This is a genomic window from Micromonospora sp. NPDC048842, from assembly GCF_040649935.1.
In the GTDB taxonomy this organism is placed as follows: Bacteria; Actinomycetota; Actinomycetes; order Mycobacteriales; family Micromonosporaceae; genus Micromonospora; species Micromonospora hortensis.
This window is the reverse complement of the sequence record NZ_JBEZGK010000005.1, coordinates 48086-71134: the sequence shown is the minus strand read 5'-3', so window position 1 is coordinate 71134 and position 23049 is coordinate 48086. Positions and strand designations below refer to the sequence as shown.

Genomic DNA, 23049 nt, shown 5'->3' with positions numbered 1-23049 from the left:
CCCCTTTATCTCGAAGAAGAACGCGTTGCCGAGACCGCCACGGCGAGCAGGATGATGCCGCCCTGGACGGTCGACCTGAGGGCGCCGGAGACGCCGTAGAAATTCATGAGGGCGAACAGCAGTTCAAGGGTCAGCGCGCCGAGCATCGCCCCGACGACCGCGCCGCGACCCCCGCCGAGCGCCACCCCGCCGAGGACGACAGCGGTGATCGCACCGAACTCCAGGCCCGCGCCGGCCTGGAACGACACGCCGCTGTAGCCGCCCAGCAGGATGGCCGCCACCGCCGCCGCGAGTCCGCTGAGGATGAAGGCGAAGGTCCGGGTACGCCACACGCGTACGCCGCTGAGCTCGGCGGTGCGTGGGTTGTCGCCGACGGCGACCAACGTCCGGCCGAAATCGGAGCGCATCAGCAGCACGGCCGCCACCGCCAGGACCACAAGGACCAGCAGCGCGTACGGCACGCGGCCCAGCACCGGCACGTCCTCGAAGGCCCGCCGGCCGAACCGCCGGAACTCCTCGGAGAGCCCGCCCTTCGGAGCGCCGTCGGACCACAGGTAGACCGCGCCGACGAGGATCAGGAACATGCCGAGGGTGGTGATGAACGACGGCACCCGCAGCCGTGTCGTGATCAGGCCGTTGACCAGCCCGACCAGGGCGCCGAAGGCGAGCAGGAGCAGCACCACCGGCCAGGTACGCGCCGGGTCGCTGTCGATCAGCCGGGCGGCGACCACCACCTGAGCGGTGACCAGGGAACCGACCGAGAGGTCGAACTCGCCGGACACGATCACGAAGTACTGGCCGGCGGCGAGCAGGATGATCGGCGCCGAACGACCGAGGAAGGACATCAGCGACTGCGGGGCCAGGAAGTCGGGCTGCCGGATGCCGACGAGCACCAACAGCACCGCGAGGATCGCGAGGATCGGCAGGACGCCGCCGGGACGAACCCGCGGCAGACGCAGCGGCAGGGAACGGGGCTGGACGGTCTGCATGGCTAGGCCGCCTTTCGCATGGCCCGGCGGGCGTAGACGGCGACCGCGGCGATGATGATGACGCCCCGGATCACCTGCTTGAAGAAGGCGTCGACCTCGAGCTGGTTGAAGATGGCGTCGATGCTGGCCAGCAGCAGCACCCCGCCGACAGTGCCGATGACGCCGCCGCGCCCACCGGCGAGGGCGGTACCACCGATCACTACCGCGGCGATCGACTCCAGGTCGTAGAGGCCCTCGGTGCCGACGCGCGGAGCGCCCGAGCCGAGCCGACTGGCGAGGTAGATGCCGGCGAGCCCCGCGCACATCGAGCACAGCATGTGGGCGGTGATGAGGACCCGGTCGTTGCGGACGCCGGAGAGCCGGGCCACCTCCGGATCCCCGCCGACGGCGACCAGGTGGTGGCCGAAGCGGGTCCGCGAGAGCGCGAACCAGGCCGCCGCGGTGACCGCCATCAGCAGCAGGAACGACACCGGCACCGGACCGACGCGCTGATAACCGAGCGCCTGCACCAGTGAGGGTGCTGTGGTGCCGGCCGGGCCGTCGTAGCCGTTGTCGAGGTAACCCTTGAGCAGCAGCCCGACGCCGAGGGTCGCGATGAACGCGTTGACCCGGAACCTGGTGACGAGGAGCCCGTTGAGCAGCCCGACGCCGGCGCTGACGACAAGCACCAGGCCGATCGCCGGCAGCACCGCGCCGTCGCTGCCGTTCATCGTCTCGGCCGCGACGAGGGTGCTGAGGCTGATCACGAACGCCACCGAGAGGTCGAGCGAGCCCCCCAGGATGACCAGGGTCTGGCCCACCGCGACCAGCCCGAGGCCGGCGGCGACATGCAGCAGACTCACCGTCGTGGACTGGTTGAAGAGCTGACCCCCGTCGAGCAGGACGACCAGCCAGCCGATCGTCAGGGTCAGGGTCAGGGCCACGAACACGCCCGGTACGGAACGCCGGGCCGGCAGCAGCGACAGTGCGCTCACTGGACGGTCTCCCGCACGGTGCCGACCGCCAACGCGACGACCTCCTCCTCGGTCGCGCCGGCGGGCAGCTCGCCCGCGACGTGGCCATCCCGCATGACGACGATCCGGTCACTCATCCCCAGCAGCTCCGGTAGATCGGACGAGATCATCAGCACGGCCGCGCCGTCACGGGCGAGGCGGCGGACGAGGTCGTGAATGGCTGACTTCGCGCCCACGTCGATGCCCCGGGTCGGCTCGTCGAAGAGCAGGATCCGCGGGTTGAGCGCGAGCCATCGGGCCAGCACGACCTTCTGCTGGTTGCCGCCGGACAGGAAGCGGATCTCCTGGTCGTCGCCGGCGCCGCGGATCTCCACGGCGGCCAGCAGCTCGCGTACGCGGGCGGTCCTCGCGGCCCGGCCGGACCGGGCGGCGAAGACGGCCCGGCTGGCGAGCAGCGCGTTGTCCAGCACCGACTGCCGGGGGACGATCCCCTCACCCTTGCGGTCCTCGGTGACGTAGGCGATGCCGGCCCGCATGGCGGTGCGGGGTGAGCGCAGTCGGATCGGCCGGTCGTCGAGCGTCACGTCGCCGGTCGTGAACGGCGACACCCCGAAGATCGCGCGGGCCAGCGCCGAGCGTCCAGAGCCCTGAAGGCCACCGATGCCGAGCACCTCGCCGGCGCGCAACTGGAGGTTGACGTCTCGCAGCTTCCGGTTTCCCGCGTCGCGAAGGTTGAGCCGCACCGGGCCCCGGTCCTCCGGGACGGCCCGGTCAGGGTAGTAGCTGGACAGTTCCCGGCCGACCATGTGCCGCACCAACGCGTCGGCGGTGGTGTCAGCGGTGTCCACTGTGGTGACACGACGGCCGTCCTTGAGCACTGTGATCCGACTGGACAGGTCGAAGACCTCGGCGAGCCGGTGTGAGACGTACAGCAGCCCGATGCCCCGCTCCTGGAGTCGACGCACCAGCCCGTAGAGCAACTCGACCTCGTGGTCGGCCAGCGCGGCGGTCGGCTCGTCCATGATGAGCAGCCGCGCGTCCAGGGCGAGCGCCTTGGCGATCTCGACGACTTGCTGCTGTGCGACACCCAACTGCCCCACCCGGGCGTCGGCCGGCAAGGTGGTCTCGCCGATCGAGGCGAGCAGCCGCGTGGTGCTGTCGAGCATCCCCCGACGATCGACGAGCCCGCGCCGGACCGGCTCGTGCCCCAGGTAGACGTTCTCGGCGACGGTGCGCTCCGGGAGCAGGTTGAACTCCTGGTGGATGATGCCGATGCCGGCCCGCTGCGCGTCGCGCGGGCCACGGAACGTGCGCGTCGCACCGGCGAACTCGACAGTGCCCCCGTCCGGGGCGTACCCGCCCGAGACGATCTTCATGAGGGTCGACTTCCCGGCGCCGTTCTCACCGACCACGGCGTGCACCTCGCCCGGTGCGACATCGAGGTCGACGTCGTCGAGGACGCGGACTCCGAGGAAGGACTTGCCGATGCCCCGAAGGGTGAGAAGTGGCGTCGGCGGCGGATCTGACATCCCGAAAGCCCTCACAGACAGTAGTCATCGACATGATTAAATGCCACACTACGGCGGCTTCGAGGCGCCGAACAACAAGCTTTCGTGCCAACAACGAGGACTTACGTTCTTGCGTTGCAAACATTTCCTTGACACCGGCGAAACATCACACGTATGAAGATAGATGTTTGGATGCGGGTCCGCAATCCTCGATCAAGCCCGACCGCCAGGCCGGGTCGCGATCGGCAGGCGGTGCCGCGTCAAGGGGGCCGAGCGCGACCGCCGTCCACCGGGCAGGACGTCGGACGTTACTTCGTGCATTGACAGTCTTCGATCTCTAGCTCATCCTGACCTCGTGGACCACGGGACGAGAACCACAGCCACCATCACGCTGTGTGACGTCCCGCAGGTCTGACTGCCGTTGCGGCGAACGGCATGAGGACAGACCAGCGCGCCCGTGTCCCTCGCGTGTCCAGGTCAACCTGACGCGTCGTAGGACCCGTGTCCGCAATCCCAACGCCCGCCCAACTAGGAGACGGCATGCGTCGTAACACATTGCTCATCTCAGTGATCGCCGGTCTGTTACTGGCGCTCGGACTCGCTCCACCCGCGTCGGCCGCCCCGGCCTTCCGCGCCCTGGTGTTCAGCAAGACCACCGGCTACCGGCACGACTCGATCCCCGCCGCGATCGCCATGGTCCAGCAGCAGGCCGCCGCGAACAACTTCGAGGTGGTGGCGACCGAAGACTCGAGCGTCTTCACCGCCGCCAACCTGGCGACCTTCGACGTGATCGTGATGCTCCAGACCTCCGGCATGGTCTGGACCTCGGCCGCCCAACGCCAGGCGGTGGAGGGCTACCTCGCCAGCGGCAAGGGCATCGTGGCGGTCCACAACGCCACCGACATGGGCATCGAGTCCGAGTACCCGTGGTGGGACAACACCATCAACGGCGGCGCCCACATGCCCGAGCACTCCCCCGGCGTGCTGCAGGGCACCGCCATCGTCGCCGACAAGAAGCACCCGTCGACGGCCAGCCTGCCGGATCGGTGGACCCGCAGCGAGGAGTGGTACAACTTCGACGCCAACCCGCGCGGCAAGGTGCACGTCCTGGTGACCGCCGACGAGCGCACCTACAACCCGGGATCCCGGGCGATGGGCCCGGACCACCCGATCTCCTGGTGTCGGGACACCGGCGGCGGGCGGGTGTGGGCCACCGCGATGGGCCACGCGATCGCCTCCTACAGCGAGACGAACTTCCAGAACCACGTCCTCGGTGGCATCAAGTGGGCCGCCGGGAACGCTGCCGGCGACTGCGGCGGCACCGTCTGGGGCAACTTCGAGAAGCGCACCCTGGACGACAACACGGTCGACCCGATGGCGATGGCCGTGGCCCCGGACGGGCGCGTGTTCTACGCCCAGCGCGGCGGGCAGCTGAAGATCTTCAAGCCCTCCACGAACAGCACGGTGACCGCCGGCACGCTGAGCGTCTACACCGGCGGTGAGGACGGCCTCACCGGCATGGCGCTGGACCCCAACTTCGCCACCAACGGGTACGTGTACCTCTACCACTCGCCGGCGAGCAGCTCGACCGACGTCAACCGGGTCTCCCGCTTCACGATGAGCGGCGACACGCTGAACACGTCCAGCGGGGTGACGATCATCGACATCCCGGCTTACCGCGACCGGACGTTCCCGGAGCCCGGCCACACCGGCGGTTACATCGAGTTCGGCCCGGACGGAAACCTCTACATCGGCACCGGCGACGACACGCCGCCGAACCTCGACCCCAACTGGCAGGGCTACGCCCCGCTGGACTGGCGCTCGGGCAAGTCCAACCTGGACGCCGCCCGGACCGCTGGCAACACCAACGACCTGCGCGGCAAGCTGCTGCGTATCCGTCCCGGGGCCAGTGGTAGTTACACCATCCCGAGCGGCAACCTCTACCCCCAGGGCACGGCGCAGACCAAGCCGGAAATCTACGCCATGGGCTTCCGCAACCCGTTCCGGTTCTCGATCGACGCGGCCACCGGCTGGGTCTACCTGGCCGACTACGGACCGGACCGCAACCCGCCCACCACCAACCGCGGCCCCGAGGGCCTGGTCGAGCTCAACGTGATCAAGACGCCCGGCAACTACGGCTGGCCGTTCTGCCACGGCAACAACCAGCCCTACGCGCCGTTCAACCCGGACACCGGCGCCGTCGGCTCGAAGTTCAACTGCTCGGCGCCTGTCAACAACTCGCCGAACAACACCGGCCTGACCAGTCTGAAGCCGGTCGTCATGCCGAACATCTGGTACGGCTACCCCACCTCGACGACCTTCCCGGAGCTGGGCTCCGGCGGCTCCGCCCCGATGGGCGGCCCGGTCTACCGGTACGACGCGTCGAACCCGTCCCAGACGAAGTTCCCGCCCTACTACGACGGCGTGCACTTCTTCTACGAGTGGTCGCGCAACTACATCAAGGAGGTGCACTTCGACTCCTCCACGGCGGTGACCCGCACCAACCCGTTCCTGCCCAGCGGTGGGTTCAACAAGCCGATGGACATGGAGTTCGGCAAGGACGGCTCGCTCTACCTGCTGGAGTGGGGCACCAACTTCGGTGGCGGCAACAGCGACTCCGGGCTCTACCGGATCGACTACATCCAGGGCGGCCGGTCACCGATCGTCAAGGCCACCGGCACACCCACCAGCGGCTCCTCGCCGCTGACCGTCCAGTTCAGCAGCGCGGGCACGTCCGACCCGGACGGCAACACGCTGAGCTACCTGTGGACGTTCGGCGACGGCACCACCTCGACGGCGGCCAACCCGTCGAAGACGTACACCTCCAACGGCAACTACACGGCCCAGTTGAAGGTCACCGACAGCACCGGCAAGACCGGCTTCGCCAACGTCCCGATCACCGTCGGCAACAGCGCCCCGGTGGTCACCATCACCACACCGGGCAACGGAGGCATGCTGACCTTCGGCGACAAGGTGTCGTACCAGATCACCGTGACCGATCCGGACGGCGGCACTGTCGACTGTTCGAAGGTCATCCTCAATCCGGCGCTGGGTCACGACGACCACGCGCACGAGACCACGGAGTACCCGGGCTGCTCGGGCACCATCTCCACCGACCTGCTCGGCGGTCACCCGGATGGCGCCAACCTGTTCTACGTGCTGAACGCGCGGTACACCGACAACGGCGGCTCGGGAGGCGGGTCCCCGCTCACCGGCACCGCGCAGGCGATCCTGCAACCGAAGCACAAGCAGTCCGAGTACTTCAGCAGCCAGTCCGGCATCCGGGTCGTCGACCAGGCCGCCGCGGAGAGCACCAAGCGCATCGGTGACATCTCCACCAACGACTGGATCGCGTTCAGCCCGATGAACCTGTCGGGCATCTCGACGGTCAGCTACCGGGTGTCGTCGCCTTCCGGCGGCGGTTCGATCGAGCTGCGCGCCGGCTCGCCGACCGGCACCCTGCTGGCCACCACCACGGTGCCCAATACGGGCGGCTGGGACAACTACCAGTCAACGACTCCGGTGAGCGTCGCCGCGCTCAGCGGGACACAGACGCTCTACATGGTGTTCAAGAACAGCAGCAACTCGTTCGATCTGGACTCGCACACCTTCGGCGGGAACGGCGTCGGGACACCCGGCACCGGTACCGGCGGTGGCCTGGCGGGCAAGACCTACACGGTCACGGCGCAGCACAGCAACAAGCTGATGGACGTCAGCGGTGTCTCCACCGCCGACGGCGCCCAGATCACCCAGTGGGCGAACACCGGTGCCAACAACCAGAGGTGGCAGGCCGTCGACGCCGGTAACGGCGCGCTCTACCTGAAGGCGGTGCACAGCGGCAAGTGCGTCGAGGTGGTCGGCAGTTCGACCGCGGCGGGTGCCTTCCTCCAGCAGGCCACCTGCAACAACGGCAACCAGCAGAAGTTCACCGCCACCGCGACTGGAACCTCCGGCGTGTACACGGTGAAGAGTGTGCTGAGCGGCCTCTGCGTGGACGTCAACGGTGCTGCCACCACCGACGGCGCCCGACTGTTGCAGTGGACCTGCCACAGCGCCGCCAACCAGCAGTGGCGGTTCACCGCAGTGTGACCCCACGGCTGTCGCGGTAACAGATGACGTCCCGGTCGGGACCGGTGTCCGAGTAACGGAACCGGTCCCGGCCGGGACGTCGTCGTCGGTCAGGCAGGCCGACCGGGCGGGGCGGCGAGCAGCCCGGCCGCGGCCAGGTCGTCCCACAGTTCCTCGGGTACGACGATCCCGGACCGTCGCACCGTCTCGACCGCCTGCGCCTCGTTGCGGACGCCGACCACCGTCGACACCACGGCCGGGTGCCTGCGGACGAAGGCGAGGGCCGCCTGCGGCAGGGTCACACCGTACGTCTCGCAGACAGTGGCGATCCGCCGCGCCCGCTCGATCAGCGCCTCCGGGGCCTGCTGGTAGTTGTAGACGGCGTCGGCCGGCGGCCGGTCCCGCGAGAGCAGCCCCGAGTTGTAGACGCCAGCGATGACCACGCCCACCCCCCGGTTCTCGGCGGCCGGCAGCAGGTCGGCTGCCGCGCCCTGTTCGAGCAGGGTGTACCGCCCGGCGCACATCATCACGTCGACGTCGGTCTCCCGGACGAACCGCGCCAGCATCGCCGACTGGTTCATGCCGGCGCCGATGGCGCCCACGACGCCCTCGTCCCGCAGGTCGATCAGGGCGGGTACGGCCTCGTGCGCGGCCTGCTCCCAGTGGTCGTCCGGGTCGTGCAGGTAGACGACGTCGATCCGGTCCAGCCCGGTCCGCTCCAGGCTGGCCTCGATGGAGCGGAGCACGCCGTCGCGGCTGAAGTCCCACACCCGCCGGTGGGTCGCTGCCACGTCGAACCCGTCGGAGTCCCGCAGGTGCGCGTCCTGGGGCGAGGGCACCAGGAGTCGCCCGACCTTCGTCGACACCACGTACTCGTCGCGCGGCCGTTGGCGCAGCGCGGCACCGAGGCGGCGCTCGGACAGCCCGAGACCGTAGTGCGGCGCGGTGTCGAAGTACCTGACGCCCGCCTCCCACGCGGCGTCGACCGCCGAGGCGAACTCCTCGTCCGTCGTCGTCCGGTACAGGTTGCCCGCCTGCGCCGCGCCGAAGCCCAGCTCGGTGAGCCGTAGCTGCGGGCGGCGCGGCAGTGCGCGCGCCATCATGACGGCCCCAGCCCGTAGACGCGGCGTGCCGTCCCGCCCCAGACCGACGCCTGGTCGGCCCCGTCCTGGCCCTTCAGCAGCTCCGCCAGGGTGTCGACCCACCGCTGGTACGAACTGGCGAGCAGACAGACCGGCCAGTCCGAGCCGAACATCAATCGGTCCGGCCCGAACGCGTCGAGGGCGTCCTCGACGGCCTGTCGGAGGTCGGCCGGCGTCCAGTGCGGGAGCGGCACCTCGGTCACCAGCCCGGAGAGCTTCGCTGTGGTGTTGGGCGAGGCCGCCAACGACCGCAGGTCCCGGCCCCACTCGGCCATCTCCGGACTGCCGAGTGCCGGCTTGCCCAGGTGGTCGAGGACGAAGTCCACCTCGGGCAGATCGCGCGTGAGACGCGCGGCCATGGGGAGCTGGTGTTGGCGTACCAACAGGTCGAAGACGAGGCCGGCGGCACCCACCGCCGCGATCCCCCGACGGACGTCGGGACGGTCCAGGTACGCCGGGTCGCTCTCGGACTGCACGAGGTGGCGGATGCCGACGAGGCGTTCCCCACCTCGGGCTGCCCGCAGAGCGTCGAGGCGCTCCGCGACGTCGGCGGCGGTCAGGTCCACCCAGCCGACGACCCCACTGACGACTGTGTCCTCGGCCGCCACTCCCAGCAGGTCGACCGTCTCCGTGTCGGAGGCGATGGACTGCACCACCACTGTCGCGGTGACCCCGGCCGCCCGGGCCAGCGGCGCGAGATCGGCGGGTTCGAAGTCGGCGTCGATGGCGGCCATGGTCACCGGGTCGATCCACGGCTGCGGGTGCCGGGCGCGGACCCAGAGGTGGTGGTGCGCGTCGACGATCCCGGTGTGCCCGGGCTCCTGTGCGCCAGTCATCGGCCCAGCCAGCCGCCGTCGACGGGCAGCACGACGCCGTTGACGTAGTCCGACGCGGTCGACGCCAGGAACACCGTTGCGCCGCCGAGATCGTCGGCCCGGCCCCACCGTCCGGCCGGGATCCGGCCGAGGATCGCCTGGTTGCGGTCGGGGTCGTCGCGCAGCGCCTGGGTGTTGTCGGTGGCGATGTAGCCGGGCGCGATGGCGTTGACGTTCACCCCGTGGGCAGCCCACTCGTTCGCGAGCGCCTTGGTGAGGCCGGCCACACCCGACTTCGACGCGGCGTAACCGGGGACGGTGATCCCGCCCTGGAAACTCAACAGCGACGCTGTGAAGATGATCTTCCCTCGGCCGCGCTCGACCATCGTCCGGCCAATCTCCCGGCTGAGGATGAACTGGCTGCTGAGGTTCACCTCGATCACGTGGTCCCACATCTCGTCCGGGTGCTCCGCGGCCGGGGTCCGGGCGATCGTGCCGCCGTTGTTCACCAGGATGTCGACCGGCCCGAGAGCGGTGATGTCGCTGGCCAACCGGTGCACGGCCGCCCGGTCACCGAGGTCCGCCCGCAGCGCTGTGAACCGGCGGCCGGTGGCGCGCACCCGGCGTTCGACCTCGCTGCCCTCCGCTTCGAGCTGGGCGGAGACGCCCACGATGTCGGCGCCGGCCAGGGCCAGCGCCTCGGCCATGGCGAGGCCGATACCGCGCCGCGCCCCGGTCACGACAGCGGTCTGGCCGGACAGGTCGAACAACGCCGTCACTGGTTGACCTCCCGCACATCGAGCAGCACCTTCATCACGCCGCCACCCTCCAGCGCCTCGAAGGCCGCGCTGGCCGCCTCGACCGGCTCGACCCGGGAGATCAACTGACGTGCCGGGATGGCACCCGAGGCTACCAACCGGATCGCCTCCACCATGTCGTCGCGCTGATACAGCCGGGCACCCAGGAGCTCCAGCTCACGCCAGAAGAACCGGTGCAGGTTGACCTCGCGGGGCTGAGGATGGATCGCCACCATGACCAGCCGCCCGCGAGTGGTGAGGACATCGACAGCCGTGGTGACACCGGCCGGTGAGCCGGACACCTCGAAGGCGATGTCGGCGCCCGCGCCATCGGTACGGTCGTTGACCAGCGCCACGACGTCGGTCGCTCGCGGGTCGACGGCCTCGATCCCGATGCCCTCCGCCACCTCGCGTCGGAACGGGTCCGGCTCGACGAGGAGCACCCGCGCGCCACGGCCCCGCGCGACGGTGGCGATGAGGACGCCCACCGGCCCACCACCGACCACTACCACCTGGTCGTCGGCGGTCACGTTGCCCCGGCGGACGTCGTGCACGGCGACCGCCACCGGCTCGACGAGCGCCGCGTGGTCGAGGGGCAACTCCTCCGGAAGCGGCAGAACCAGCTCCACCGGAACGGTCCAGGAGGACTGCATGGCACCCGGTGAGTCGATGCCCAGGAAGTTCATCGCGTGGCAGACGTGGGAGTTGCCCCGCTGGCAGGCGGCGCAGCGCCCGCAGGGCCGGGTCGGCATCACGGTGACGGCCTGACCGATGTTCCAGCCGGTCACGCCCTCGCCGATGGCCGCGATCCGCCCGGACATCTCGTGCCCGATGATCGCGGAGTCACCAACCCGGGCGTCCATGTCGCCGTGGTAGATGTGCAGATCCGTACCGCAGATGCCGGTGTACGCCACCTCGATCCGTACCTGGCCGGGGCCTGGTGGCTCCGGGTCGCGGTTCTCGATTCCGAGGTGTCGCGCTCCCCGGTAGACGACTGCCTTCATCGTTCCTCCGTCTCGACGGTCGGTACGTCGGTCGTGCCGACCGGGCATGGTCGTGGGTGCACCGCCGTCGCGATGCACCCACGCCTTACCTGTTCTGGTTGTCAGCTCAGTGCCGAACGGTCGGCGACACCTCGTTGTGGGAGTTCAGCGACACGACAGGCACCTGGCGGGTGGGGATCACCCCGTCGACCCCGGCCAGCAGCCGTCGTCCGGCCCGCTCCGGCCGGACGTTCGGGCTGTCGGCCGTCTGCGCCTGCGGACGGCGGTTGACCGCCCGGATCCGCTCCTCGTCCACCCGGACCCCGAGCCCGGGTGAGTTGCCGAGGATGAAGGCGCCATCCTCGACGTGCAGGTCGATGGAGACACCAACGGGTGAGTGCAGGTCCTGCAACTCGCTGGTCAGGTGGTTCGGCACCGAGGTCGCGGCGTGCAGCAGCCCGACCGGGCTGTTGCCGATCGGGCTGACCGGCAGATCGTGGGCGTGGGCCAGTGCGGACGCCCGCAGGAAGTGGGTGACCCCCCAGACAGCCGCCATCTGGACGATGTCGACCGCGCCGGCGGCGATCAGCGGACGGTACTGTTCGAGCCCGGTGAGGTTCTCACCGGTGGCGACCGACGCGGACACGCCTCGGCTGACCGCTGCGAGACCCTCGGCGTCCCAGCGCCGGACCGGCTCCTCGATCCAGATCAGATCCAGGGTGCGTTCCAGTTCGCAGACATGCCGGACCGCCTGCTTGCGGGTCCACGCCTCGTTGACGTCGAGCATCAGGCCCGGCCGTCGACCGTGCCCGGCCTCGGTCAGGACCTCCTTGACCAGGCTCAGGCGGTGCCGATCCCGCTCGATGTCGAGGCCGCCCTTGAGCTTGGCAGCTCGCAGGCCGTGGCTGGCGTAGACCTCGTACTCCGCGACGAGTTCGTCGTCGGTGAGCCCGATGTCCAGCCCGGACGCGTAGGCGGTGACCCGCCGGTCCCGTCCGCCCAGCAGCCGCCACAGCGGCTCGCCTGCGGCCTGCGCCTTGATGTCCCACAGCGCGGTGTCCAGAGCGCCGATGGTGCCGAACACCGGCCCCGCGTGGCCAGCCTTGAAGGTGTGCCGCAACATGCGGTCGTACAGGGACGTCACGGCCCGGGGGTCTTCACCCTCGATGGCTGGGAAGATCCGCTCGATCTCGACGTGCGGCCCGAGGCCGACTCCCGAGATGCCCTCGTCGGTGTCGACGATGACGATCGAGACCGGGACCACCCCGTCGGCGAACACACCGTTGGCGTCGCCGACTGGTCGGCCCCATTCCTGGACCGTGGAGAGCGTCCGATATCCCGTGATCCGCATGTCAACCCTTCGTGGAACCGGCGGCCACGCCGTCGGCAATTTGGCGCTGGAGGAACAGGTAGACCAACAGGACGGGTATCGCGGCGATCAGCACCCCTGAGGCGAAGGTGGGGATGTTGTCGGAGTACTGCCCGCGCAGCGAGGTCACCCCGATCATGAGCGTCCGGTGATCGGCCGAGGGCATCATCACCAGCGCCATGAGAACGTCGTTCCAGCAGAACAGGGCATTGAGGATGCCGACCGACAGCAGCGCCGGGGTGCCCAGCGGCAGCATGATCCGGCGGTACACGCCGTACACGGTGCTGCCGTCGATCCGTGCGGCGTCGACGATCTCCGGCGGAATGCCCTTGTAGTAGCTCGTCATGAGAAAGACCGTGAAGGGCAGGAACTGGGCCACGTAGACCAGGATCAGGCCCGGGTACGTGTCGATGAGCGCGGTGTCCGCCATGATCCGGGCGAGCGGCACCATGATCACCTGGAACGGGATGAAGAGCCCCGCGAGGCAACCCAGGAACAACGCCGACGAGCCACGGAACCGCAGTTGGCTCAGGGCGAAGCCGGCCATCGACCCGAACAGCAGCAGCAGGAGCACCGACACCGTCACCACGAACAGCGAGTTGACGAAGTAACGGCCCATGCCGACGCTGTTCCACGCCGTGCTGATGTTCTCGAAGCGCAGGGCGTCGGTCAGGCCGAACCGGTCGAGGATGTAGTCACGCCGGGTCTTCATCGCGACGTTGGCGGTGAACAGCAGGGGGTAGATCGTCGCCAGGGCGAGCAGCGACATGGGGATGGCGACCAGCCACCGTCCCAGGCGGAGGCGAGACATCAGTCCTCCTTTCCGGATCGTTCGAGCAGCTTGATCTGGAGAAGCCCCACGACAAGCATGATCATGAAGAGGATCGTCGAGGCTGCCGACGCGAGAGCCGGACGGTTCATCTGGCCCTGCTGCTTCCAGATGTAGAACTCCGGCAGGTACGTCGACCCTTCCGGCCCGCCACTGGTCATGATGTAGAGGAGGCCGAACATCGAGGTCAGCATCCCGATCATCGTGGTCACGAAGACGAACTGGATGGTGCGCGAGAGAGCCGGGATGATCACGTGCCAGACGACCTGGCGGAGCGTCGCCCCGTCCACCCGGGCGGCGTCCAGGAGCGCGGCGTCCAGCGTGGCGAAGCCGGCGAGAAACACCACCAGGGCCATCCCGAAGGTGGCCCAGATATGCACGCCCACCACCATGAACATCGCGATGTCCGGGTCACCGAGCCAGTCCACCGGACCGACACCGAACGACCCGAGCACGGCGTTGAGTGGGCCGTCAAAGGCGAGCAACAGGTTGAAGATCGCACCGACGATGACCGGCGACAGCACCGCCGGGAAGAAGTAGACGCTGCGGTAGAAGCGGTGGCCCGGCACCCGAAGGTAGATGAACGTCGCGAGCAGACCGGGGATCGCCACCGCCACCGGCAGCAGAAGCACCAGCAGGCCGACGTTCTTCAGCGCGGTCTGGAACAACGGGTCGGCGAAGAGCTCACGGTAGTTGCCGAAACCGACAGCCGTCCCGTTCTGCTCACCGTCGCCGGTGAAGGAGAAGTTGACGCCGAGGAGCAGCGGGTAGAGCCGCAGCAGCACGATGATCAGGACGGCCGGGAGGACCAGGATGTAGGGGGCGTATCGCTCGGCCCTCAGGCCACCACGGGTGCGACGGGGTCGTGCGCCACTCCGATGCGCGGCGGGGGTGACCGCCGCCCCGCCGGCCCGTCCGGCCGAAGCCGGACGGACCGACGGTTGCGTGTTTCCCATCGGCACGAGGTCAGCCCGCCTGGTCGGAAGCGGCCAACTGCTTCACCACCTCGTCGACGGTGATCGACCCGCTGAGCAGCTGCTGAGAGAGGCGCCCCATCAGGTCCAGCGTCTTCGAGGAGAGCGCCACGTGCAGAGCGGGCTTGCCACTCTTCAGCTCGCTGACGAGCGTGCCGACGGCCGGCCCGGCCTGCGACACGTCGATGGTGGTGTCGGCGGCGATCGCGCCGGCGTCGGCGTAGAAGGCCTTCAACGCGTCGGCCGAGCTCAGGGCGCGCACCAGGTCGGCCGCCACCTTCGGGTCCTTCGTCCACTTGGCGACCGCGTAGCCGATGCCACCGTCGTACGGGAGGGTCGGGGTCGTGCCGGCGGTGACGACCGGGGCCTTCATGACGCCGAGCTTCTCCGGGGTGAGGAACTCGTTGAAGTCCTGCCAGTGCCCCACGTCCGACATCAGACCCATGACGTGGGCGGCCTTGCCGGACTGGAAGAGCGCGAACGAGTCGTTGAACATGGCGGTCGAGTTGGCCCCGTCGCTGTTCATCTTCTTGTCGCCGGCCTCCTTCCAGGTCTGGAAGATCCGCTTGACGTTGGGCGAGTTCCAGTCGCGCTTGCCGGCGATCCAGGCGTCGTACTCCGCGGCGGTGAGGGTGGTCGAGCCCAGGCTGGAGAGCCAGAACTGGATGCCGACGCCCTCCTTGTTGCCGAGGGCGAAGCACTTGGCGCCGGCCTTGGCGATGGCGGCGCAGTCGGCGACGAACTTGTCCCACGTGGTGGCCGGGCTCGCCGGGTCGAGGTTCGCCTTCCGGTAGATCTCCTTGTTGTAGTAGATGGGGTAGCCCTGGAGCGTCACCGGGGAGGCGTAGGTCTTGCCGTCCTTGGCGAACGCCTCCCAGCCGGCCAACCGCTGCTTGTCCTCGGCCACGTAGTCGTCGAGGGGCACCAGCGCGTCCACCCGGTCGCGGATCTGGCCACCACCGTTGAACAGCATGACGTCCGGGCCCTTGCCGGACTGGATCGCCGCACCGAGCAGGGTGTAGTACTGGTCGAAGGGCTGCGCGACGAACTCGACCTCGACGTCGGCGTGCTTCTTCTTGAAGTCGGCCTTGGCCTTCTCCAGATAGGATTTGGCGAACGGCTCGCCGGACTTCCAGTCCCACACGACCAACTTGCCGTCCGAGCTGGTTGACTTGCCCGAATCGCTAGCACTTCCACAACCGGCCAGGGCCAGGCCCACAACGAGGACGGCCGACCATATTGCGCGCTGTCTCATCGATTGTCACCTCTATATGGGGGGTGGCCGGCGGGTGTCCCGCGAGCCAAATGTTGACCGGAAGGTAACTCGTATGACGTGTGACGTCAACAGTCGGCCGTACACTGACCCAGACGTCGTGCCACGGCGAGCCATTCGGAGGGGGACATGACGCCACCGCAGGAGACAGCCCTGAACAGCCCGGCTACCCCGGCGTGGGTGCGTCGGCCGACCAACCTCGCCAGGGCGGTCACCGCCGAGCTGGTGGAGCGCATCGTCCGCGGCGTACACCCGTCCGGGTCGTCCCTGCCTCCCGAACCGATCCTCTGCGAGACCTTCGGCGTGAGCCGGACCGTCGTCCGGGAAGCAGTGAAGATCCTTCAGGAGAAGGGGCTGGTGCAGGTCCGTCAGGGCGCCGGCACCATGGTCACCCCACCGTCACACTGGGACATGCTCGACGAGCTCGTCCTCGCGGCCACCATCGCCGTGGACGACAGCCTCGCCATACTCGACGACCTGGTCGTCACCCGGCGGGTGCTGGAATCCGACATGGCGAACGTCGCCGCCCGCCTCGCCGACAGCGGGACAGTCGATCGACTGCGGGCCATGGTGGACCGGATGGACGAACTCGTCGACGACCACGTGACCTACCACGACCACGACCGGGCCTTCCACGACACGATCATGCAGGCATCCGGGAACCGGATCGCCCGCGGCGTCGTACGCGCGCTGGAGAGCCAGGTCATCAACACCGCCCGGTACATGGGCCGGACCGAACGGGCGTTGTGCGTGGCGTCCAATCAGGGCCACCGACGCATCTACGAACGCATCGCGGCCCACGACCCCAACGGCGCCGCCGAGGCGATGTTCACCCACATCACCGAGGCCTGGTTGGTCCGTCGCAGTGGCTCGGGGAGCCCGGTCCGCCTCGAACGCTGATCATCGCGGGCAACGGACGGCGCCCGCCCCCGAGGTACGGGAGCAGGCGCCGCCAGCTGTGGCCGACAAGAGTCACGAGAACTGGGCGAAGAACCTCCAGATCTCACCCTTGGTCCAGGTGGTGATGCCGCTCTCGGCGTAGGTGCCGTCCACCGGGCCGGGCATGTGGCCGTTGTCGTACGCGGCCCACTGCACCGGGTAACCGGACCGGCAACCCGAGTACGTGGTCGTGACGTGCGTGCGGCTGCCGGCCGCCGGCTCGCGCGGGCTCTGCGCGGTGCAGCCGTTGTTCCGGACGAACGTGTCGCGCAACGCCCGGCCACCCGAGATGCCCAGGACATTGTCCGAGATGCCGTGCAGCCCGAAGTACGCGATGGGCTGCGTACCGCCACTGCAGCCGCTGATCTGCCCACCGGAGATGACGGCGACGGCGCGGAAGACGTTGGCCCGCGCACAGGCGACGGCGTAGCTCATGCCGCCACCCCAGCTGAAGCCGAGCGCGAACCGCTGCCTCGGGTTGACGCAGAGGCTGCTCTCGATCCGGCTGATCATGTCGTCGACGAAGACGATGTCCTCACCGCCGGAGTTGCCCCAGCCGTTGCCGAATCCCTGGGGCGCCACCAGGATCGCGCTGTTGTTCGACTGCTCCTGCTGCCCGTAGTAGGACCACGGGGTCCCGCTGGTGCCGCCGGAGGAGATCTCCTGCATGGTGCCGCCCCGCCAGTGGAAGGCGAAGATCAGCCGGTAGGGGTTGCTGTTGTTGTAGTTGGCGGGCACCCTCAGGATGAAGGTCCGGCTCTTGCCGTTGCTCTGGATCGTGTGCGTGCCGCTGGCCAGCGTCGGCGCCTTGCCGCACCCGCTACCACCCGACGGCGGCGGGTTACTGCCGCCCACCTGGACGAGTTGCCACTGCTGGTTGGTGCCACCCCAGTCGGCGTACTGCACCACGTTCCCACCGTCAGCCGTGGACGCGCCCTGCACCTCCACCGCCTTGTTGCTGTTGCGGTTGATCAACCGAACATAACCACCGTCAGAGTCAGCCAACCGGAACTGCTGATTCGTCCCGTTCAGATCAGCCCACTGCACGATCGCCCCACCGTCAGCGGTCGAGAACCCACTGACGTCGAGCACCTTGCCCGAATGCCGCGACTTGATCCGGTAGTAACCACCCCCGGAATCCACGAACTGCCACTGCTGATTGACCCCGTTGTTACGCGTCCACTGACTGATCCGCGCCCCATCGTTCGTAGCCGAGGCATACAGATCCAACGCCTTACCACTGTTGCGATTCACCAGCACATAGGAGGCGTTGGTGTCGACAGTCGCTGCCGCCGCGGGCGCCGCGTTGACCGCGACGAGTGTGCTGGCTGCCATGACCGCGGCCGCCGCCGCGGCCAACCCTGACCGCCAGCGAGATCTTTGTCGAGAGGCGGGACGAGCCTCACCGAGGGCTTTCATGGTCCACTCCTTCGATCGGGGTCACCCACGAGCGGGAGCGCCCGCGCGTGCCCTGGCGTGCGTGCCGGCGTCGTGGTGGTGGCGTCAGCACGTCTGGGGTGTTGTGCGGGCAGCTAGCGGCCAACGGCGCACGTCGATGGCGATGGCGATGCCACGATCCGGGCTTCGTGACAAGCCGCGCCGAACCCCCGCGGTGCGACGTCGTGGCTCCCGGTGACCGGGTGGCCCGCGGGGTGAAAATTAGCGGGTAAGACGTCATACGTCAAATGATTGGTGTCGATCCGAGGAGATGTCCGACAGTGGCAACCTGCCGGTCACGGCGGCCCGCCCCGTCCGGGGCGGGCCGCCACTCGTCACACCTCGCCTGGGCGGGCGCCGGCCGGATCCCGTACGGCCGGCAACTCCCCACTCCCCCAGTCGATGACGGCGATCGTCAGCCGATTCGGACCAGTTGCCACTGCTGGTTGTTGCCGCCCCAGTCGGCGTACTGGACGACGTTTCCACCGTCGGCGGTGGACGCGCCCTGCACCTCGACGGCCTTGTTGCTGTTGCGGTTGATCAGGCGTACGTAGCCGTCGGCCGAGTTCGCGAGTCGGAATTGCTGGTTCGTGCCGTTGAGGTCGGCCCACTGCACGATCGCGCCGCCGTCGGCGGTGGAGAAGCCGCTGACGTCGAGCACCTTGCTGGAGTTGCGCGCCTTCAGCCGGTAGTAGCCACTCCCCGAGTCGACGAACTGCCACTGCTGGTTGACGCCGTTGTTGCGCGTCCACTGGCTGATCCGCGCCCCGTCGTTGGTGGCCGAGGCGTAGACGTCCATCGCCTTGCCGCTGTTCCGGTTCAGCAACACGTACCAGGCACTGGTGTCCACCCCGGAGCCCGGCGGGGGCGTGGTGGGCGGGGTCGAGCCGCCGTTGAGGGCGTCCAGGACGGCGGTGTACGCGGCCTTCTTGTTGCCGTTGCAGTCGAACAGCAGTGCGTTGTCCGAGCCGCGCCACGAGTCGCAGTCCCGTACGCCCCAGGTGGTGATGCCGGTGCAGCGCGAGACGGCCAGGCAGGCGCGGGTGACGGCGCCGAAGATGTTGGCCTGGTTGCCACCGGTCATCACGTCCAGCTCGGTGATCTGCACATCAACACCGAGATCGGCGAACCGCTGCAGGTTGGCCTGGTAGTCACCGGCCAGCGAGGTGCCCAGGTGCGACTGGAAGCCCACGCAGTCGATCGGCACGCCACGGGACTTGAAGTCCCGCACCATGTTGTAGATGCCCGTCGACTTCGCGTTGATCCCGTCGGTGTTGTAGTCGTTGTAACACAACTTCGCACCCGGATCCGCCGCCCGCGCCGCCCGGAACGCCGCCTCGATCCAGTCATTACCGGTGCGCTGCAGATTCGAATCCCGACGCCCGCCGCTACCACCGTCGGCGAACGCCTCGTTCACCACATCCCACGAGTGGATCTTTCCCCGGTAGTACGAGGCGACCTGGGTGACGTGGTTGATCATCGCGCTGCGCAACGCGCTGCCCGACATGCTTTGCGCCCAGCCCGGCTCCTGTTGGTGCCACAACAACGCATGGCCTCGCACACTCATGCCATTGGCCTGCGCGTGACTGACCAGACGGTCACCACCGGTGTACCGGAACTGGCCCTGCTGCGGCTCGGTGGCGTCCCACTTCATCTCGTTCTCGGCCACGACACTGTTGAACTCACGGTTCAAGATCGTCGTGTAGGCGCTGGTGGAGAGCTTGCCGGTCGCGACGGCGGCGCCGAAGTAGCGGCCCTTCTCGGCGGCGGCCGCCTTCAAGGTCGTGCCGGCACCGGATGCGGGAGTCAGCGCCACCGTCATACCGGTGGTGAGGGCGACGGCGATGGTCGCCGCCGCCAGCATCGTTCTCATGGGTTTCATGGCGTTCCTTTTCAGTGGTTGCATCGGTGGTGGTGATGTGCCACTTCACTCGGGGCGACCGATCGGAACGGTCTTCCTGGCCACCCGGCATCAGCACGCGCGGTTGGTCCGAGAGGGCTGTCGCCGGCGACCGCCGGTCCCGAGGTGACGGCCGCATGCCCTTGCGGACGTCGTGATCCGAGGTACGACCCGTGCGGCTCGCCCGGTGAGCCACGGGAACGATCGTCCTCTATATCGAGAGTGAGCGATAACATGCCGTTCGTCAAGACGTAACGGGCCGTTCACGCCGATCTCCCGGAACGCCGCGTTTCGCCCGGCACCAAACGCCCAGTGCAACAGTGCTCAGCCGCCGCGCGACCAGCGGAAGAGTCGTACCACCGCACCGCTCGGGCCACGCCGGAGGGCAACCCTGTTATCGCTCACAGTCGTGGCCGCGACTCCTGACCGTTCACGAGCACCCGGTGTCGGAGCCACTCGGAGACGGCTGCGCCGGATCCACGTCGGCGCGCACTCCGGCGACCAGGTCGGCTGTGGTGTGGGCGGCGATGCCGGGCTGCGCGGCGTCGGCGAAGCGCTCGACGACCGCTCGGACGTGTCGCTCGGCGGGTGTGGCCAGGCCGTCGTAAACGGCCGCGAACAACTCCCGCGCCGGACGCCTGAGCCAGTCCCGTGGAAGCAGCTCCACTGGCAACTGCGGATCGAGGACGGGAAAACGCCGGAAGGTGTCCATCACCTCGGTACGGGCCCGCACCGCGGCGGCGCCGTCGATCTGCCCGGACAGCACCCCGGACAACAGCGGCGTCCAGCGCCGGAGGAACGCGTCGTAGCTGCGACCGATCGCCTCGATGTCCCAAGCCTCGATCGGCGCACGGTGAGTGGCCGAGGCGAGCGCGCTCTGCCGCCCGCGAAACACCGTCACGGCGCCGAGGGTGAGCCGGTCGAGCTCGGCCCGAGCCGCGGGAGTCAGCTCCTGCGGCGAGATCCAGAGACCGTCGTACAGCGGCGCGTAGCCGAGCCACCGGAGTTGCGCCCGCAGGGCTCGGCGCTGCGTACTGTGATCCTGCGGCAGCGAGAAGGCGACGATCGTCCAACACCCGTCCCACAGCGCCGTCGAGGTGCTGGCGGCGAGAATCCACTGCCCGCCGGCGGAAAGGTTGGCGGCGGCGGCGCGGCTGAGCCGGTAGGAGCTGCGCCGCCCCAGTCGACTGCCCTCCAACACACCACGGCGGGCCAACCGACTGATCGCGGTCCGCGCTCCGGCCGTCGTCACGCCGGTCTCCCCGAGCAGCGCGACGATGGCCGCGGACGGCAGGGCGACCCGGGTCCGCAGCGTGTAGTCCGCCAGCAGGGTCACCGCGACGCCTTGGGGCGAGCTACCGACCTGCCGGCGGGGCAGCCGCAGTGGCTGGTCTCCGTCGTCCGGATAGATGTCGTCAATGTCGAAAGGACTTGCCACAGGCGCTCCGCGCTGCTCGGGGACGGCACGACGACTGTAGACGGACGGCCACCACTCCCCGTAAATCGAAGGCTTTCGATTGACACTTCCTGGCTCGGCGGGAACACTAACTGCCACGCGACGCCATCCGAAGCCGGGCTGGGCGAGCCACAGGTAGCGGGCATCGTGCGATCACCGCGGGAGTCGGGCACACCGCGACCGGGTCGCACGGCCAATCCAGCCTGCACAGGCAATCGAAGGAGTCGTCCGTTGAGAATCAGAAGGAAACTGCTACTCGCCCTGGCCGCGGCACTGGTGGCGGCCGGCCTGGTGGCCCCCACCGTCGGGCCCGCGTATGCGGCGTCACTGACCGAGGTGACCAGCTTCGGTGACAACCCGGGCCGGATGCGCATGCACGTCTACGTGCCGGACAACCGCCCGGCCCGGCCGGCGGTCGTGGTGGCCATGCACGGCTGCGGCGGGTCCGGCCCCGGCTTCTACTCCGGGAGCGAGTTCGCCAGCCTCGCGGACCGCTACGGGTACATCGTGATCTACCCGTCCGCCACCCAGCAGGCCGGGTTCGGCAACTGCTTCGACGTCTGGTCGGAAGCCGCCAAGCGTCGTGGCGGCGGCAGCGACCCGGTGTCGATCGTCTCGATGGTCCGGTACGTGCAGCAGCAGTACGCGGCCGACCCGGAGCGGGTCTACGCCACCGGCAGCTCGTCCGGCGGCATGATGACCAACCACATGCTCGCCCTCCACCCCGACCTGTTCAAGGCCGGCGCCGCGTTCATGGGCGTGCCCTTCAACTGCTTCGCCAACGCGGCGGACTTTCCGCCCACCAGCAGCCAGTGCACCGGCGGAAACATGAACAGGACCCCGCAGCAGTGGGGCGACGCGGTCCGGCAGGCGTACCCCGGTTACTCAGGGCCCCGCCCGCGCGTGCAGCTGTGGCACGGCACCAACGACACGCTCGTGCCGTACTCGCTGTTGCAGGAGGCGATCGAGCAGTGGACCAACGTGTTCGGGCTGAGCCAGACACCCACCTCCACCGACACGCCCCAGGCCAACTGGAACCGGCGTCGGTACGCCGACAGCGGTGGCACCGTCCAGGTCGAGGCGTACAGCATCCAGGGGGCCGGACACAGCCTGCCCTCCGGCGGCATGGCCGCGTCCGCCATCGCGTTCTTCGGACTGACCGACCCCACGACGCCGCCCCCGACCACGCCGCCCCCGACCACGCCGCCCCCCACCACGCCACCGCCGACCACCCCGCCGCCGGCTTCCGGCGCCTGCCGGGTGACAGTCGCCGTCAACGCCTGGAACAGCGGTTTGACCGAGAACATCACGGTCACGAACACCGGCACCAGCGCCGTCAACGGCTGGTCAGTGGTCTTCACCCTGCCGGGTGGGCAGACCATCACCTCGGGCTGGAACGCCACCTACTCGCCCAGTTCGGGGCAGGTGACGGCCCGCAACGTCGCCTACAACGGCGGCATCCCCGCCAACGGCTCGGTGAGCTTCGGCTTCCAGGCCACCCACACCGGTGACAACGCCCGACCGTCCTCGTTCACTCTCAACGGCGCGTCCTGCACCGTCGTCTGAGACCCTGTCGACGTCCACGCGCGTGCGCCGGTCACCACCTGGTGGTGACCG

At 68.9% G+C, this 23049-nt stretch carries 17 protein-coding genes; 3 read left to right on the top strand and 14 right to left on the bottom strand.

The genetic code is table 11. The features are described from left to right. Window positions 1-5: 5 nt before the first annotated feature. The 3 genes from AB0C19_RS09195 to AB0C19_RS09185 are packed head-to-tail and all read right to left on the bottom strand — an operon-like array spanning window position 6 to window position 3471. Window positions 6-989, bottom strand: a complete 984-nt coding sequence (locus tag AB0C19_RS09195) for an ABC transporter permease (protein WP_091401048.1) — start codon at window positions 987-989, stop codon at window positions 6-8. 2 nt (window positions 990-991) lie between these two features. Continuing rightward, a complete protein-coding gene (locus tag AB0C19_RS09190) occupies window positions 992-1963 on the bottom strand; it encodes an ABC transporter permease (RefSeq protein ID WP_357181818.1) in 972 nt (323 codons plus the stop codon). Further along, window positions 1960-3471, bottom strand: a complete 1512-nt coding sequence (locus AB0C19_RS09185) for a sugar ABC transporter ATP-binding protein (RefSeq protein ID WP_357181815.1) — start codon at window positions 3469-3471, stop codon at window positions 1960-1962. Before AB0C19_RS09185 ends, AB0C19_RS09190 begins: the two co-directional genes overlap by 4 nt. Window positions 3472-3990: 519 nt before the next feature. Between AB0C19_RS09185 and AB0C19_RS09180 the strand changes: the two genes are divergently transcribed. Further along, window positions 3991-7539: a ThuA domain-containing protein gene (locus AB0C19_RS09180; protein WP_357181812.1), complete on the top strand. Its 3549-nt coding sequence runs from the start codon at window positions 3991-3993 to the stop codon at window positions 7537-7539. 89 nt (window positions 7540-7628) lie between these two features. Here AB0C19_RS09180 and AB0C19_RS09175 read toward each other — a convergent pair whose 3' ends face one another. The 8 genes from AB0C19_RS09175 to AB0C19_RS09140 all read right to left on the bottom strand — a co-directional run bounded on the left by AB0C19_RS09175 (window position 7629) and on the right by AB0C19_RS09140 (window position 15682). Next, window positions 7629-8621, bottom strand: coding sequence for an aldo/keto reductase (locus AB0C19_RS09175; protein WP_357181809.1), 993 nt, complete (start codon window positions 8619-8621; stop codon window positions 7629-7631). After that, on the bottom strand, window positions 8618-9496 hold the full coding sequence (locus AB0C19_RS09170) for an amidohydrolase family protein (RefSeq protein ID WP_357181806.1): 879 nt from the start codon (window positions 9494-9496) through the stop codon (window positions 8618-8620). The genes AB0C19_RS09175 and AB0C19_RS09170 overlap by 4 nt, the downstream gene beginning before the upstream one ends. Then, window positions 9493-10254 (bottom strand): 2-dehydro-3-deoxy-D-gluconate 5-dehydrogenase KduD, encoded by a 762-nt coding sequence (kduD, locus tag AB0C19_RS09165; protein ID WP_357181803.1) that lies wholly within the window; start codon window positions 10252-10254, stop codon window positions 9493-9495. The genes AB0C19_RS09170 and kduD overlap by 4 nt, the downstream gene beginning before the upstream one ends. After that, window positions 10251-11276 carry an alcohol dehydrogenase catalytic domain-containing protein gene (locus AB0C19_RS09160; protein ID WP_357181800.1) on the bottom strand — a complete coding sequence of 342 codons (1026 nt, stop codon included), beginning with the start codon at window positions 11274-11276 and terminating at the stop codon, window positions 10251-10253. Before AB0C19_RS09160 ends, kduD begins: the two co-directional genes overlap by 4 nt. Before the next feature lie 106 nt (window positions 11277-11382). Beyond that, entirely contained in the window at window positions 11383-12606 is a 1224-nt protein-coding gene (locus AB0C19_RS09155) for a mandelate racemase/muconate lactonizing enzyme family protein (protein WP_357181798.1), read from the bottom strand. Window position 12607: 1 nt separating this feature from the next. Next, window positions 12608-13435 (bottom strand): carbohydrate ABC transporter permease, encoded by an 828-nt coding sequence (locus AB0C19_RS09150; protein WP_238682275.1) that lies wholly within the window; start codon window positions 13433-13435, stop codon window positions 12608-12610. Then, the gene (locus tag AB0C19_RS09145) at window positions 13435-14409 is read right to left on the bottom strand and encodes a sugar ABC transporter permease (RefSeq protein WP_238686464.1); all 975 of its coding nucleotides are present in this window, start codon (window positions 14407-14409) and stop codon (window positions 13435-13437) included. The genes AB0C19_RS09150 and AB0C19_RS09145 overlap by 1 nt, the downstream gene beginning before the upstream one ends. A 10-nt stretch (window positions 14410-14419) precedes the next feature. Further along, on the bottom strand, window positions 14420-15682 hold the full coding sequence (locus AB0C19_RS09140; RefSeq protein ID WP_357181795.1) for an extracellular solute-binding protein: 1263 nt from the start codon (window positions 15680-15682) through the stop codon (window positions 14420-14422). Between the two features lie 147 nt (window positions 15683-15829). On the opposite strand from AB0C19_RS09140, the gene AB0C19_RS09135 reads away from it, so the two are divergent. Continuing rightward, window positions 15830-16600, top strand: a complete 771-nt coding sequence (locus AB0C19_RS09135; protein ID WP_210781643.1) for a FadR/GntR family transcriptional regulator — start codon at window positions 15830-15832, stop codon at window positions 16598-16600. 72 nt (window positions 16601-16672) lie between these two features. Here AB0C19_RS09135 and AB0C19_RS09130 read toward each other — a convergent pair whose 3' ends face one another. The 3 genes from AB0C19_RS09130 to AB0C19_RS09120 form a co-directional block, all read right to left on the bottom strand. Next, window positions 16673-18058 (bottom strand): RICIN domain-containing protein, encoded by a 1386-nt coding sequence (locus tag AB0C19_RS09130; protein WP_357181791.1) that lies wholly within the window; start codon window positions 18056-18058, stop codon window positions 16673-16675. A 433-nt stretch (window positions 18059-18491) separates the two neighbouring features. Continuing rightward, a complete protein-coding gene (locus AB0C19_RS09125) occupies window positions 18492-19949 on the bottom strand; it encodes an endo-1,4-beta-xylanase (protein ID WP_357182392.1) in 1458 nt (485 codons plus the stop codon). Between the two features lie 457 nt (window positions 19950-20406). After that, window positions 20407-21414 carry a PaaX family transcriptional regulator C-terminal domain-containing protein gene (locus AB0C19_RS09120; protein ID WP_357181788.1) on the bottom strand — a complete coding sequence of 336 codons (1008 nt, stop codon included), beginning with the start codon at window positions 21412-21414 and terminating at the stop codon, window positions 20407-20409. 249 nt (window positions 21415-21663) lie between these two features. Between AB0C19_RS09120 and AB0C19_RS09115 the strand changes: the two genes are divergently transcribed. Continuing rightward, the gene (locus AB0C19_RS09115) at window positions 21664-22998 is read left to right on the top strand and encodes a PHB depolymerase family esterase (protein ID WP_357181785.1); all 1335 of its coding nucleotides are present in this window, start codon (window positions 21664-21666) and stop codon (window positions 22996-22998) included. Window positions 22999-23049: the final 51 nt, after the last annotated feature.